This window comes from Rhizobium sp. 32-5/1 (assembly GCF_029537235.1).
GTDB lineage: Bacteria > Pseudomonadota > Alphaproteobacteria > Rhizobiales > Rhizobiaceae > Pararhizobium.
The window spans coordinates 2,407,838-2,422,680 of the sequence record NZ_CP120638.1; the positions used below are offsets into that span (position 1 = coordinate 2,407,838).

10 protein-coding genes and 3 pseudogenes are annotated in these 14,843 nt (G+C 61.8%); 7 read left to right on the top strand and 6 right to left on the bottom strand.

The features are described 5' to 3' along the window. Both P6U16_RS12320 and phnN read left to right on the top strand, forming a co-directional pair. Nucleotides 1–1,139, top strand: a pseudogene (locus P6U16_RS12320) (alpha-D-ribose 1-methylphosphonate 5-triphosphate diphosphatase). Then, complete coding sequence (gene phnN / locus P6U16_RS12325; protein WP_277700832.1) at nucleotides 1,139–1,741, top strand: phosphonate metabolism protein/1,5-bisphosphokinase (PRPP-forming) PhnN; 603 nt, start codon at nucleotides 1,139–1,141, stop codon at nucleotides 1,739–1,741. The pseudogene P6U16_RS12320 and the gene phnN overlap by 1 nt, the downstream one beginning before the upstream one ends. 34 nt (nucleotides 1,742–1,775) lie before the next feature. Here phnN and P6U16_RS12330 read toward each other — a convergent pair. Together P6U16_RS12330 and P6U16_RS12340 are read right to left on the bottom strand one after the other, a co-directional pair. Then, a pseudogene (locus P6U16_RS12330) lies at nucleotides 1,776–2,806 on the bottom strand (L-idonate 5-dehydrogenase). A gap of 13 nt (nucleotides 2,807–2,819) precedes the next feature. Beyond that, nucleotides 2,820–3,761, bottom strand: coding sequence for a 2-hydroxyacid dehydrogenase (locus tag P6U16_RS12340; protein WP_277700835.1), 942 nt, complete (start codon nucleotides 3,759–3,761; stop codon nucleotides 2,820–2,822). Nucleotides 3,762–3,915: 154 nt separating this feature from the next. On the opposite strand from P6U16_RS12340, the gene P6U16_RS12345 reads away from it, so the two are divergent. The 5 genes from P6U16_RS12345 (at nucleotide 3,916) to P6U16_RS12365 (ending at nucleotide 9,012) form a co-directional block, all read left to right on the top strand. Next, nucleotides 3,916–4,806, top strand: coding sequence for an NAD(P)-dependent oxidoreductase (locus tag P6U16_RS12345; RefSeq protein WP_277700836.1), 891 nt, complete (start codon nucleotides 3,916–3,918; stop codon nucleotides 4,804–4,806). Nucleotides 4,807–4,896: 90 nt separating this feature from the next. Further along, nucleotides 4,897–6,393: a sugar ABC transporter ATP-binding protein gene (locus tag P6U16_RS12350; RefSeq protein ID WP_277703833.1), complete on the top strand. Its 1,497-nt coding sequence runs from the start codon at nucleotides 4,897–4,899 to the stop codon at nucleotides 6,391–6,393. 12 nt (nucleotides 6,394–6,405) lie between these two features. Then, nucleotides 6,406–7,449 carry an ABC transporter permease gene (locus P6U16_RS12355; RefSeq protein WP_277700837.1) on the top strand — a complete coding sequence of 348 codons (1,044 nt, stop codon included), beginning with the start codon at nucleotides 6,406–6,408 and terminating at the stop codon, nucleotides 7,447–7,449. Nucleotides 7,450–7,498: 49 nt separating this feature from the next. Beyond that, the gene (locus P6U16_RS12360) at nucleotides 7,499–8,599 is read left to right on the top strand and encodes a substrate-binding domain-containing protein (protein WP_277700838.1); all 1,101 of its coding nucleotides are present in this window, start codon (nucleotides 7,499–7,501) and stop codon (nucleotides 8,597–8,599) included. Between the two features lie 74 nt (nucleotides 8,600–8,673). Then, nucleotides 8,674–9,012, top strand: a complete 339-nt coding sequence (locus tag P6U16_RS12365; RefSeq protein ID WP_277700839.1) for a hypothetical protein — start codon at nucleotides 8,674–8,676, stop codon at nucleotides 9,010–9,012. A 21-nt stretch (nucleotides 9,013–9,033) separates the two neighbouring features. Here the strand turns inward: P6U16_RS12365 and P6U16_RS12370 are convergent, their stop codons facing one another. From P6U16_RS12370 to P6U16_RS12385, 4 genes and pseudogenes are all read right to left on the bottom strand, one after another. Next, nucleotides 9,034–10,443, bottom strand: a complete 1,410-nt coding sequence (locus P6U16_RS12370; protein WP_277700840.1) for a cytochrome P450 — start codon at nucleotides 10,441–10,443, stop codon at nucleotides 9,034–9,036. A gap of 158 nt (nucleotides 10,444–10,601) precedes the next feature. Further along, entirely contained in the window at nucleotides 10,602–11,834 is a 1,233-nt protein-coding gene (locus P6U16_RS12375; protein WP_277700841.1) for a pyridoxal phosphate-dependent aminotransferase, read from the bottom strand. A 15-nt stretch (nucleotides 11,835–11,849) separates the two neighbouring features. Further along, on the bottom strand, nucleotides 11,850–13,382 hold the full coding sequence (locus P6U16_RS12380; protein WP_277700842.1) for an aldehyde dehydrogenase family protein: 1,533 nt from the start codon (nucleotides 13,380–13,382) through the stop codon (nucleotides 11,850–11,852). 33 nt (nucleotides 13,383–13,415) lie between these two features. After that, nucleotides 13,416–14,836 (bottom strand): annotated as a pseudogene (locus tag P6U16_RS12385) (FAD-binding oxidoreductase). Nucleotides 14,837–14,843 lie beyond the last annotated feature (7 nt).

The window sequence follows — 14,843 nt, forward strand, 5'->3', positions numbered from 1 at the left end:
ATGACCCGAGAACTCGTCCTGTCCAATGCAATGCTCGTTCTTGAAAACGAGATCGTTGCCGGTTCCGTTCTGATCCGGGACGGCTTGATTGCCGATATTTCCGAGGAGCAAGCCGCGCCGGCGAGGATTTCGAAGGGGATTACCTCATTCCGGGCCTGGTTGAGCTGCACACGGATCACCTCGAAGCCCACTATTCCCCGCGTCCGGGCGTGCGCTGGCTGAAGATGGCAGCGATCCAGGCGCATGATGCGCAGATCGCCACCGCCGGCATCACGACTGTTTTCGACTGCCTGCGCATGGGCTCCGACGAGGATGGCGGTTTCGAAACCGGCGAAATGCGCGAGATGGCTGACGCTCTTGCGCTGGCCGCGCGCGAAAACCGGCTGCGCGCCGACCACCGCATCCACCTTCGCTGCGAGGTTTCGACAGACAATGTCATGGAACATTTCCAGCAGTTTGAAGACGACCCGCAGGTCGGCCTGGTCTCGCTGATGGACCATGCGCCTGGCCAGCGGCAGTTCCAGACGATGGAGCAGTACACGCTCTACTACAAGACCAAGCGCGGCCTGTCCGACGAGGCATTTGCCGCTTTCGTCGCCCGCCAGCAGGCGCTGTCCGCCCAATATGCAGGGCCGCACCGGATCGAGATCGTCAAGGCCTGTGCCGAGCGCGGCATCACGGTCGCCAGCCATGACGATGCAACGCTGGAGCATGTCGAGGAATCGGTCGGTTTCGGTATCCGGCTTGCCGAATTTCCGACCAGTTTCGAAGCGGCGGAGGCTTCGCACAAAGCGGGGCTGAGCGTGCTCATGGGTGCGCCGAACATTGTGCGCGGCAAGTCGCATTCCGGCAATATCGCGGCCCGTGACCTGGCTTCCCGTGGTGTGCTTGATGTCCTGTCGTCGGATTATGTGCCGTTCAGCCTGATCCAGGCGCCGTTCGTGCTGTCGGACGAGCTTGAAGCCATCAGCCTGCCGCAGGCTCTGGCCATGGTCACTTCCAACCCGGCACGTACTGTCGGGCTTGATGATCGCGGCCGTATCGCTCCGGGCCTGCGGGCCGACCTCGTTCGGGTGCATCGCTCAAATGGCATTCCCGTCGTGCGGTCCGTCTGGCGCGAAGGCCGGCGGGTCGCCTGATGCCAGGGCAGGTCAAGGCGCAGGCCATTCCACGTCCCGGCACGATGATCGTCGTTGTCGGCCCGAGCGGTGCCGGCAAGGATAGCGTCATCGATTTCGCGTTGCGCCGTCTCGGCCGGGACGTGAGCTTGCATCTGGTCCAGCGCGCCATCACGCGGCCCACTGATGCGGGCGGCGAGGATCATGAGTGCGTTTCACCAGAGGCGTTCGATGCCCGGCTGTACGCCGATGGCTTTGCCGTGGCCTGGGAGGCGCACGGGCTGAAATATGGGATTCCGAGAGACACTGTCGAGCGGATCGGCGCGGGCCAGACCCTGATCGCCAATGGCAGTCGGGCGGCCCTTGCCCAGTTCCGCCTCGTCTTTCCACGGCTGGTCATCGTACAGATTGTTGCTTCGGCGGAAGTCCTTGCCCAGCGTCTCGTCGCCCGGGGCCGCGAGAGCGAGGCGAATATCCGGCTGAGGTTGGCCCGTCAGGCGCCGGAAATTGTCGATAAGGATGTGGTCGTCATCGACAATAGCGGCCCGCTGGAGATCGCGGGCACTCAGTTCGCGGATCTTGTCGCGGCGCTCGCCTTCGGGGTGACGGTCAAGAGCGGCTGAACACTGCCAATGCGCCGGTCGCCCTCGAAAACCGTCAAAAGGCGATCTGCACCTTCATCGACCGGCTGCGATCACCGGCCGTATCGAATGCTTCTACGGCATCATCAAGCGCAAAAATTTCTGTGAGCAAGGGTTTCACATCGACACGGCGTTGGTTGATCAGCGAGACGGCGAGCGCAAACTCCTCGTGGAAGCGGAAGGTGCCGCGCATGTCGATTTCCTTGGAAACGACGAGGTTCTGCGGGATGGATACGTCTCCGCCAAGGCCAAGCTGCATCAGGATGCCGCGCGGTTTGAGCACTTCAAGGCCGGAGCGCACGGCGCGTTCGTTGCCCGATGCCTCGAACATCACGTCGAAGCTGCCCTTGTTGGCTGAATAGGCTGAAAGCGCTTCGCCGTTTGTCGCGACATTGATCGTCCGGTCGGCGCCGACGGCACGCGCCTTGTCCAGCACCGCATCCATGACGTCGGTGGCGACAATCTCCTGCGCGCCATGGGCACGGGCGGCCAGAATGCAGAGCGCGCCGATCGGGCCGCAGCCTGTGACCAGCACTTTCTTGCCGAGCAGAGAGCCGGCGCGATTGACGGCATGCAGCGTCACGGCGAAGGGTTCGGCAAAGGCGGCCTCGTTGATCGAAACGCCGTCGGCTACCTTGTGGCACTGCCAGCTTTCTGCGATCAGCCGCTGGCGGAATGCGCCCTGAATATGCGGCATGGGCATGGCGCTGCCGTAGAAGCGCATGTTGAGGCAGTGGTTCTGCATCCCCTTGAGGCAATAGTCGCAGTGGCCGCAGGGCCGGCTGGGGAGACCGCGACGCGGTCGCCGACCGCAAGGCCGGAGACGCCGGCGCCGAGCGCCTTGATGCTGCCGGCGACCTCATGGCCGAGGATCATCGGCTCGCGCAGGCGGATCGTGCCGAAGCCGCCGTGATTGTAGTAGTGCAGGTCCGAGCCGCAGATGCCACCGGCTTCGATCGCCACTTCGACCTGTCCCGCCCCCGGCGCACCGCTCTCTGTTTCCTCGATGCGCAGGTCTTTTGCCGCATGGATGACGATCGATTTCATGGGGCGTTCTCCTTCAGGCGACCGGTGTCAGTAGCTCTTTGCCGGCAAAATGCGCGGCAAGATTGTCGCGGACCAACTTGCCCATGGCCTGCCGGGTTTCGATGGTACCACTGCCGTGGTGCGGATGCAGCACGACATTCGGCAATGCCATGAACCGGGCATCAATCTTCGGTTCGTTGCGGAAGACGTCGAGACCGGCGCCCTTGATCCGGCCGTTTTCCAAGGCCTCAAGCAGTGCTGCTTCGTCGACCGTAGTGCCGCGCGATATGTTGATCAGGAAGCCGTTCGGCCCTAGTGCCGAAAGGACTTCGGCATTGATGATATCCTTCGTGCCCTCGCCGCCCGAAACGATGACAATGAGAAATTCGGCCCAGTCAGCCAACGATGCGGCACTGTCGAAATAGCGATAGGGAATCTCGGCCTTCGGCGTGCGGCTGGTATAGGCAATCTCGCAGTCGAACCCGCTGGCGCGGCGGGCAATCGCCTGGCCGATGCGACCCATGCCAACAATGCCGACCTTCTTGCCATAGACGCGGGTGACGAGCGGCATATTTCCCTTGGCCCAAGAACCGTCGCGCACAAAGCGGTCGGATTGCGGAATCTGGCGGGCGGTGGCGAGCATCAGCGCGATGCCCAGATCGGCGACGTCGTTGGTGAGCACGTCCGGCGTGTTGGTGACCCTGATGCCGTGGCCGCGGGCGTAGGAAAGATCGATCGCATCGGTGCCGACGCCATAGCAGGAGACGATTTCGAGCTTGGGGAAACGACACATGAGATCGGCCGAAGCACCCAGCTCGCCGCGCGTGGCAATCGCCCGGACGTTTGCCCCGATGCTGTCGATGAAGGAATCGCGATCCCCGGCCTCCCAGAGCCGGTGGGCGGTGTAGGCAGCATCGATCGCCTCCATGTCCCAGGCGGGATAAACGCCGACAATGGCAATTTCCGGTTTCGTCATGTTTCTCTCCTACAAGCCTGTTGACCTTGAATATGTTATCGATAACATTGCTGTCAAGAGTGTCGTCGCAAAGGTCCTGACCGCCTATCCCGTGTAGAGTGGATAGGAGATCGTGCCAGATCGATCGATGGCCGGCAGTGGGGAGGAATGGAAGATGGCAGAAGCAAAAGCGCAATCCGTTGCGGTCATCGGCGCGGGTATCATGGGCTCGGCGATTGCCACAAGGCTGATCGAAACTAGCCAGCGCGTTGCGGTTTTCGACCTTGATCCGGGCAAGGTCCAGGCGCTTGTCGACAAAGGCGGGTTTGCTGCAGGCTCGATCGCGGAGGCAACGCAACAGAGCGATTTCGTGATTCTCAGCCTGAACCATGCCAGCATCGTCCGAGCAGCCGTCTTCGGTCCGAATGGTGTTGCAGAAGCGGCCGCGGCGGATAAGATCCTGATCGATATGTCATCGATCGATCCGGCAGAGACGGTCCAGATGGCGGAGAAGCTGAGAACGGAAACCGGGATGAAATGGGTCGATTGCCCCTTGTCCGGTGGTGTTCCCGGCGCGCTTGGCGGGAGCCTGACGGTGATGGCGGGCGGTGCCGAGGCGGATTTCGAGCAGGCCCGCGCGGTCATGCAGCACCTTTGCCGAAACTATACGCTGATGGGCCCGAATGGTGCCGGGCAGACGGTCAAGCTCATCAACCAGTTGTTCTGCGCCGTGCTGTTCCAGGCGACAGCGGAGGCGGTCAAGATTGCCGAGGCGGGTGGTGTCGATGCGGCGGTCATTCCGGCAGCGCTTGCCGGCGGTCGCGCCGATTCGGCGATCCTGCAGGAGTTCATGGCCAAGTTTTCCGCCCGCGACTACACGCCGACGGGGCGCATCGACAACATGCTGAAGGATCTCGATTCGCTGCAGGCCTTTGCGCTGAAGACGAAAACGCCGATGCCGATGACGGGGCAGGTGGTCGAAATTCACCGGCTGCTTTGCGCGGCCGGCCTCGGCCCGCGTGATTCGGCAGAGATGATGCGGCTGCTCGACGGCTCGCCAGTCTGACAAAATTCAAGGACGCATTCGAGCAGCCTTGACATTACAAATGTGTTAGCGATAACATACAATCATCAGCCGGCTTTGGGAGGAGCAATGTTGACCAATCGCACGCTCATCGATTTTCAGGGGATCACCAAGGACTTCGGCGGAACGCGTGCGCTGTCGAATGTCTCGATCGATCTTCGCGAGGGCGAAATCCTCGCTCTGCTCGGAGAGAACGGGGCCGGCAAATCAACGCTGATCAAGACATTGGCCGGTATCTATAAGCCGGATTCCGGACAGATCCTGTTTCGCGGTGAACCCTATCAGCATCGCCCGCCGCGTCCCAATGAGCGCCAGCCCGTTGCCTTCATCCATCAGGACCTCGGTCTGATCGAGTGGATGACGGTCGGCGAGAATGTCGGTCTGGCGCAAGGTTTTTCACTTCGTTCGAAATTGATCGACTGGCGCAGCACGGAAGAGCGCGCCCGCGAGGCCCTGCGTCTCGTCGGTTGCGATTTCGATCCGACGACGCGCGTGCAGGACCTGACGCGCACGGAAAAATCACTGGTGGCTATCGCCCGGGCTCTTGCAGTGGAGGCTGATGTTCTGGTGCTGGACGAGCCTACCGCCAGCCTTCCCGCGGACGAAGTCGACCGGCTGTTCGATGCCATCCGGCCGCTGAAGGAACGCGGCGTCGGCATGATCTATGTGTCGCACCGGCTCGACGAAATTTTCCGCATCGCCGATCGCGTCGCGGTCCTGCGCGATGGCAAGCTCGTCGGTCAGAAGCCGGTTTCCGAGACGAAGCCGGCCGAGCTGGTGGAAATGATCGTCGGTCGTCCGGCCGACCAGTTGTTTGCGAAGGCTGAAACGGTACCTGGCGAAACCATCGTCGCGGTGCGCGACATGGTCTGCGCCGGCGCCGGCCCGGTTTCCTTCGATGTCCGTCGCGGCGAGCTTCTCGGCCTTGCCGGCCTGCGCGGTGCCGGCCAGGAGCTGATCGGACGCGCGCTGTTCGGCTGCGAAGGCTTTGGCGGCACGGTCACGATTCACGGCGCAACGCCGGATCTTTCCAGCCCCGTCGCTGCGATGCGTTCCGGCGTCGGTCTGATCGCCCGCGACCGTACCGAAGAATCGGTCGCCATGTCTCTGTCATTGCGGGAAAATACGTTCATCAATCCGGGGGCATCCGGGCGGTCGTTGTTCTCGTTCCTTTCGCCGGCCCGAGAAGCTGAAAAGGCACGGGTCATCGGCGCCAGCGTCGGCCTACGACCTAACAATCAAAGCCTGCCGATCGAGGCCTTGTCCGGTGGCAACCAGCAGAAGGTGGTCGTCGCCCGCTGGCTCGTCACCGGACGCAAGCTCCTGATCGCCGAGGATCCAACGGCGGGCGTCGATGTCGGCGCCAAGGCGGAAATCTACCGGCTGATTGCGCAAGCCGTCGAAGCCGGGCTGGCGGTGATCGTCGTATCCACCGATTTTGAAGAAATCGCACATATCTGCCACCGCGCACTGGTGTTTTCGCGCGGCCGGATCGTCCGCGAACTGTCGGGGCCAGCCCTGACCGTTCAGTCGGTGATCACGGCTGCGTCGGCATCGGAAGCGGCCTGAAGGAGAAGACCCATGCAATCCATCGAATCCACCGCGCTCGAGCCGACCCGCGCCGAGCTTTCAGGCCTGTCGTCGGGGCAGAAGATCATGCGCTTCATCCCGGTCTACGGACTGGTCATCCTGATGGTGTCGCTGATCATCCTCTTCTCGATCCTCTTGCCATCGACCTTTCCGACGCTGCTCAACCTGCGTTCCATCGTGTCCGACAAGGCGATCATCGCGCTTTTGTCGCTCGCCGCGATGATCCCCATGGCTTCGGGCCGCATCGATCTCACGGTCGGATACGGCATCGTGCTCTGGCATATCCTGGCGATCAGCCTGCAGACCATGTATGGCGTGCCGTGGCCGATGGCGGTCCTGATCGTGCTGGCGCTTGGCGCGCTGACGGGTTTCCTCAATGGCCTTCTGGTGGAAATCGCGCGGATCGATTCCTTCATCGCGACCCTTGGAACGGGGACCGTTCTTTACGCCCTTGCGCTTTGGCATACCGGCGGTCGGCAGGTGGTCGGCGTCCTGCCAGATGGCTTCTACGCCCTCAACGGCACCATGATTTTTGGTTTGCCGATTACCGGTTTCTATGTGCTGGGCCTTGCGATCGCGCTGTGGCTGATCCTCGAATATCTGCCGATCGGCCGTTACGTCTATGCTATCGGCGCCAATCCGAAAGCCGCAGCGCTGAACGGTATTCCCGTGCGCCGTTTCGTCATGGGGGCTTTCATTACCTCCGGCGTCCTCGCAGCGCTTGCCGGCGTCCTGCTGGCCTCCAAGCTGCGGATCGGACAGGCGAGTGTCGGGCTTGAATATCTGCTGCCGGCGCTGGTCGGCGCCTTTCTCGGCTCGACGACGATCAAGCCCGGACGCGTCAATGTCTGGGGCACGATGACCGGCGTCGTCATTCTGGCGGTCGGCATTTCCGGCATCCAGCAGTTTGGTGGCTCATTCTTCGTCGAGCCGCTGTTCAACGGCGTAACGCTTCTCGTGGCTATCGGCATTGCCGGCTACGCCCAGAGGCGCCGCGGTACGGTTTCGAAGGCCCCGCCTGCAAAGGGAAAATGAGGGCTGGCGGGCCTGGACGAAAGATCATCAATCAATGGGAGGAACGACAATGAAACGCAGAACAGTCTTGCAGATGTCCATCGCTATGATGGCGCTCGTAGCGGCGGGCCCGGCACTTGCCGATGCAATGTCCGACGCCAAGGCGGTCGTCGATAAATATGCCGTGCGGGTCACCAACTGGGATGGACCGAAGGAAAGCCCCAAGGCGCAGGAAGGCAAGACGATCGTCGTTCTCGCCGGCGACCTAAAGAATGGCGGCATCCTGGGCGTCACCACGGGTGTAGAGGAAGCTGCAGCGGCCATAGGCTGGGAAGTCAAGGTTCTGGACGGCGCCGGTTCGATCGGTGGCCGCACGGCGGCTTTCGGCCAGGCCATGGCGCTAAAGCCGGCCGGCATCATCATCAACGGTTTCGATGCCGTCGAGCAGGCGCCGGCCATGGCCGAAGCCAAGGCTGCAGGCATTCCGCTGGTTGCCTGGCATGCAGGGCCGACCATCGGCCCTGATGAAGCCAACGGCCTCTTCGCCAACGTCTCGACAGATGCCATGGAAGTCTCCAAGGCTGCGGCCGACTGGGCCTATGTCGATGCCAAGGGTAAGCCGGGCGTGGTGATCTTCACGGATTCGACCTATGCGATCGCTATCGCAAAGGCCGACCGGATGAAGGAAGAGATCGAGGCCCTCGGGGGCAAGGTGCTTGAATATGTCGATACGCCGATCGCCGAGACCTCCCAGCGCATGCCGCTTCTGACGACGTCGCTGCTGCAGCGCTACGGTGACGAATGGACGCATTCGCTCGCTATCAACGACCTCTACTTCGACTTTATGGGTCCGGCGCTTGCCGCCGCCGGCAAGTCCGGCACCGATGCACCGATCAACGTTGCTGCCGGCGACGGTTCGGAATCGGCCTATCAGCGCATCCGTGCCGGCCAGTTCCAGAAGGTCACGGTCGCCGAACCGCTCAACCTGCAGGGCTGGCAGCTCGTCGATGAACTGAACCGCGCCTTTGCCGGTGAAAAATGGTCTGGCTACCTGTCGCCGCTGCATGTCGTCACTTCCGACAATGTCGAGTTCGACGGCGGACCGAAGAACACCTTCGACCCGGACAATGGCTATCGCGACGAATACAAGAAGCTCTGGGGCAAGATGTAACCCTCCCGGAAACGAGGCGTCGCGAATGGCGCCTCGGATCTTTCCTGTTTTATCCCTTCTCTGAAAGTCTCATCATGATCATCCGTTACGCCCTGTTCGAGGGCGAAATTCATGCTGGCCGCGAGGCCGAGTTTCGGGCATACGTCAAGGAACGCCTGGTGCCACTGTGGACGACTTTTCCGGGGGCGGAGGAAGTGCGGGTGCTCGACGGCACCGATCGCGACGAGGGCGCACCGAGCTTCGCCATGGCGCTGGCCATCCGCTATCCCGACATGGCGGCCTGCGAGAAGGCCCTGCAGTCCAACGTTCGCTTCAAGAGCCGCGAAGTCACGGCCGGTCTTTTGACGATGTTCACCGGCAAGGTGCACCATCACGTCTTCGACGCCAACCAATATCCCGTTTCACCCGTTTGATATCGGCCACATACACTGCGTTCAGCGGCGGTGCAGGGTAACCGGCAGCCCGCCGCGTGGTCGTAGCGTCAGTCGGCATTGCGGCTCGACCTTGGCGTCCTCGGCAACCCTGACCTTGAAACGCTGGGCGATGATGGCGAGGCAAAGGATCGATTCCGTCAGCCCGAATTGCAGACCTGGGCAGACCCGCGGGCCGCTGGCAAAGGGAATATAGCTGTAGGGGATGGGCTTCTGGCCATCCAGAAACCGTTCCGGCTTGAACAGGTTGGCATCCGTAAAGAAGGCCTCCGTGCGGTGCAACAGCCAAGGCACGATCAGGATCAGCGACGCCGGCTTGACCTCGATATCGCCGATTCTGTCGGCCTTCGTCGCCTGACGCGCAAGAATCGGAACGGGCGGGTAGAGGCGTAGCGTCTCTTCGATGACGGCGCGGCACCATTCAAGCTTCGGGACATCGTCCAGCGTCGGCACATTGCCGCCGCAGACGCGTTCGATTTCCTCATGCACCGATTGTTCGACCCAGGGCGCCCGCGACAGCAGATACCAGGCCCAGGTGAGTGTGGCCGCCGTCGTTTCGTGCCCTGCCATGAAGATGGTCGCGGCCTCGTTACGGAGCGCCACCACATCGAGTTTCAGCTCCGGATTCCGGCTCTGGCGCCGCACCAAGAGTTCGACCATGGAATTGTTGTCACCGCGTCCAGCCAGGTGATCCTCGACCACTTTGTCGATGATGCCGTGGATGCGCTTGACCGAGCGGCGCAGCTTCGGCGTGCGCAGCACCGGCAGGCCTTCGTCGAAGCCGAGGAAATAGCCGATATTAATGGAATCGATCAGCGACTGGTAGCTGGTGAAGCCTTCTGTGACCGCGTTTGCGGCCTCCTCGCCGAGGTCGTTTCCGAAAACGCTGCGGGAAATGATTTCCGCCGTCAGCCCGGCCATTTCGTAGAGTGCGTTGACACTTGCGCCGTCCTGCATGTCGTTCCAGCGTTGAACCAGTTCGGTGGAGGTGTTCTCCATGATCTTGCCGAAGGCGGGAACGCGGTTCTTGTGGACGATGTCGTTGACCAGCGGTCGCCGCTGTTTCCAGGTGTCACCGTCGGAGATGAACAGGCCGTCGCCGAGCAGGAATTCAAGCGCGCGGCGCATCTGCGGCGACTTGCGCTCGAAATTTTCGTGACGGGTCGCGACGACATATTTGATCGCTTCCGGCGAATTGACGATCACGATCTGCCGGCCGAAAAGCTTCATGGTGGAAACGCGGTTGGTATAGTCGTTTTCACGCCAGATCGACAGGAAGTCGTGCCGCGCCTTCAGGATCAGGTTGAGAGGCTTACCAGGCTTGCCGCGGTAGAAATCCGCATGCGCAGGCTCAAGCGTAGTCTCGCCACGCTTTTCGACGATGTCAGTCGTTTGCCGAAAACTCGCAAACATGATCCGGCTGCCCCAGCAAGACGGGACACATCAAGCTGCCCCGAAAATTTCGTTGTCCCCGGATAGCAGCAAATGGAGGCGGTGCAAAATTCTTTCCTGCAACACAAAACCTGCCGCAGAAGGCGGCAGGTTTTCAGCGCCCGGCGATTTGCCGCGCGTCACTGAAGTTCAGCGCAGGCCTTGGCAATCCGCTCCAGCGCGACGGTCAGTTCCGCTTCCGATGTCGCATAGGAAATCCTGAAGAACGGTGACAGGCCGAAAGCCGAACCGGGTACGACCGCGACATGTGTTTCGTTGAGCAAGTAGGCGCAGAAATCGGTATCGGTTTCGATCCGCTTGCCTGCCGGTGTCGTCTTGCCCAGCATGCCGGCACAGCCGGAATAGGTGTAGAAGGCCCCTTCCGGCACGCGGCAATCCAGACCATCGATCGCATTCAGGCCTGCAACGACGAGATCGCGGCGTCGTTTGAAGCTGGCCGTGCGCTCCTTGAGGAAATCCTGCGGCCCGTTGAGCGCGGCCACGGCCGCTGCCTGGCTGATCGAGCAAGGGCAGGAGGTTGCCTGGCTCTGCACAACGGCCATGGCCTTGATCAGGTCGCGCGGGCCACCGGCGTAACCGATGCGCCAGCCGGTCATGGCATAGGCCTTGGAGACACCGTTGACGGTCAGCGTCCGGTTCTTCAGCCGCGGCTCCAGTGCCGCCGGCGTCACGAATTCGAAGTCGTCATAGAGGATATGCTCATACATATCGTCGACCAGAAGCCAGACATGCGGATGCCGGAGCAGCACGTCGAGAAGCGGCCGGTAGTCGGCGGCGCTATAGGCAGCACCCGAGGGATTCGATGGCGAATTCAGCATGACCCAGCGTGTCTTGGGCGTGATCGCCGCTTCGAGCTGCTCGGCCTTCAGGCGAAAACCTGCTTCTGCGTCGCAGGCGATGAGAACCGGCTTGCCTTCGGCGATTTCGACGATATCCGAGTAGGAGGTCCAGTAGGGCGTCGGGATGATCACCTCGTCGCCGGGGTTCAGCGTCGCCATCATGGCGTTGAACAGGATCTGCTTGGCGCCGGTTGCGACCGTGATCTCATCTAGCTCATAGGAAACCTCGTTTTCCCGGATGAACTTGTCCCGGATCGCCTTTTTCAGCTCCGGCGATCCGTCAAGCGCGGTGTACTTGGTCTGACCGCTCTGCATGGCATCCCATGCCGCCTGCTTGATATGATCGGGCGTGTCGAAATCCGGCTCTCCGGCGCCGAGGATGATCACCGGCTTGCCGTCGCGCTTCATTGCTTGCGCCCGAGCGCCGATTTTCAGGATTTCCGAAACACCGATCGTGGAAATCCGCGAGGCGGGCGCGAAGCCCGCCTCCTCAACCTGTGTGTTGATGGTCATGCCCAATCCTATCAATTATTCGATGTCAAACGAGACGCCCTGAGCCAGCGGCAGGGCCTTCGAATAGTTGATCGTGTTGGTGGCGCGGCGCATGTAAGCGCGCCAAGCATCCGAGCCCGACTCGCGGCCGCCGCCGGTTTCCTTTTCGCCGCCGAATGCGCCACCGATTTCAGCACCTGACGTGCCGATGTTGACATTGGCGATGCCGCAGTCGGAGCCGTCAGGCGAGAGGAAGCGCTCGGCTTCCTGCAGGTCGAGCGTGAAGATCGACGAAGACAGGCCGGCACCGACGGCATTGTGATCGGCAACGGCAGCGTCGAAGTCGCTGTATTTCATGACGTAGAGGATCGGGGCGAAGGTTTCCTCGGTGACGGGGCCGTCCTGCTTCGGCATTTCGACCAGGGCCGGCTTCACATAGTAGCTGTTGGCATGACCGAGATCGACGCGTTCGCCGCCGGTGATCGACCCGCCGTGCGCTTCTGCTCCGGCAAGCGCCTTCTGCATGTTGTCGTAAGCCGGCTTATCGACCAGCGGGCCGACGAGAGCGGTGGATTCCAGCGGGTTGCCGACCGAAACGCTCGTATAGGCCTTCTTCAAGCGCGGAACGAGCTGGTCGTAGACGCTCTCATGGACGAACAGGCGGCGCAGCGTCGTGCAGCGCTGGCCGGCCGTGCCCATCGCACCGAAGGCGATGGCGCGCAGTGCCATGTCGAGATCGGCAGACGGGCAGACGATGCCGCCATTGTTGCCGCCGAGTTCGAGGATGGCCCGGGCAAAACGCTTGGCAAGGCGCGGGCCGACGTCACGGCCCATGCGGGTGGAGCCCGTCGCCGAAACCAGCGGCACCTTCGGGTGATCGACCATGACTTCGCCGATGGTGCGGTCGCCGATCAGAACCTGCGTCAGTCCATCAGGCGCATCGCCGAAACGGGCGATGGCGCGATCAAGGATAGCCTGCGATGCAAGGGCGGTGAGCGGCGTCTTTTCCGATGGCTTCCAGACGACGGCGTTGCCGCAGACCAGCGCAAGCGCCGAGTTCCAGGCCCAGACGGCAACCGGGAAATTGAAGGCGGAGATAACGCCGATGACGCCGAGCGGGTGCCAGGTTTCCATCATGCGGTGGCCGGGACGCTCGGTGGCGATGGTCAGACCGTAGAGCTGGCGGGAGAGACCGACAGCGAAATCGCAGATGTCGATCATTTCCTGGACTTCGCCGAGACCCTCCGAGGTGATCTTGCCGGCTTCAATGGATACGAGACGGCCGAGATCGGCCTTGTGGGCGCGCAGTTCCTCGCCAAGCAGGCGGATCAATTCGCCGCGCTTCGGAGCAGGCACCAGGCGCCAAGCGCGAAAGGCCGCGTCGGCCTTCTCGATCTTGGCGGCAGCGTCGGCAGCCGAGACCGTCTTCAGGCTGGCGATCTGCTCGCCGGTCACCGGCGAGAAGGAGGCCATGTCGCCGCCTGTGTAGAGATCCTTGGAGACGCCAAGCTTCTCCAAAAGTGTGGCCGTTTCCTGAACGACATTTACCGTCTTTGTTGCAATGTTCATGATGAGCAAACTCCCGTTTTCTTGGTCTAAGGACTATCCGAAGCGCACCGCGCCGAGCTCTCCCGGCGAGGTAATGGCTTTGAGGCCCTGAGCCATGTCCTTGATTTTCTGTTGCGTATAGAGGTCGTAATAGGCCTGGTTTTTGCGGCCGATGGCATGTTCGGCGCTGAAGCTGCCGTTGAAATCCTTGACGGCGATGGCAAACACCCAGTCGCGCAGCCGCCGCTCGAAATCGGGGTCCGATGCCGAAGCGCTGTCCTTCGGCACCACCAGATTGAAATGCACGCCGCCATCGCCGATATGGCCGAAATCGCAGATCGTCACCTCCGGAAAGGCGTTCGGCATATCGGCCTTCATGCGATAGCAGAAGGCCATGATATCACCTCTGCGGAAGGAAAGATCAAACGCGATCAGTTTTCCGGAGTGCTTCACACCTTCCGACAGGGCATGGCGCAGCGACCACATTTCATGGGCCGGACCGACGAAGGCATCGGCGAGCGGCGCTTCGTCCGTTTCCCAGATTTCCGCCAGCACCGTTTCCAGCACCGCATCGAGCGACTGCTCGCCCTCGCGCGATTCCCAGGTGCGGGAGATCTCGGCCAGGATCACATAGTCCGGCACGTTGCCGCCCTGGAAGGGATTTTTCAGCGATGGCACATGGTCGAGCGCCGCCGAGACGGAATTTTTGAGATGCCCTCGAAGGCTGAGAAATAGGCGCCGAGCCTGTCTTCCATGGCGCGCAGAAGCGGCATGACATGGGCGCCACTGGCCGGGACCAGATAGGCGGTCGCCACCTGCTTCGGCAGGGGCTCAATGTTCAGCACGCATTCGGTGATAATGCCGAAGGCGCCCGAGGTGCCGATGAAAACCTGCTTCCAGTCGATGCCGGTATTGTTCTTGCGCAATTCCGAGGTCAGGTCGAGGATCGTGCCCGCTTCATCGGCAAGCACGACCTTGATGCCCAAAGTGTTGCGGCGCACGTCGCCGTATTTCAGGAAGCGCGAACCGCCGGTATTGGTGGCGAGCATGCCGCCGATGCGCGGATCGGCACCAAGGTCGATCGGGAAGAAAAGCCCGTGCTTTTCCAGCCGGCTATTGATGTCGGAAAGCCGGAAGCCAGCGTCCAGGCGAAGCGAGCGATTGTCGAGATCGAGATCGAAACGATCGGTCATCCGGTCGAGGCTGAGAACGATCTGCTTACCGGACGTATCCGGTGTCGAACCCGAGACGAGGCCGGTATTGCCGGATTGCGGCACAATCGTCAGGTCATGGCGCACGCAATAGGCCACCGTCTGCGAGACTTCCTCGGTGGTGCGGGGGCGCAGGACAAGCGCTGCTATGCCGGCATCGTATCGGGCGCCGGTCTGATAGCCGGCCATATCGCCACCATCGGAGACAACGCCCTTGTCGCCGAGCATGTCCAGCAGTGCTGCCCTGTGCCGTTCATCGATCATGGCTGCG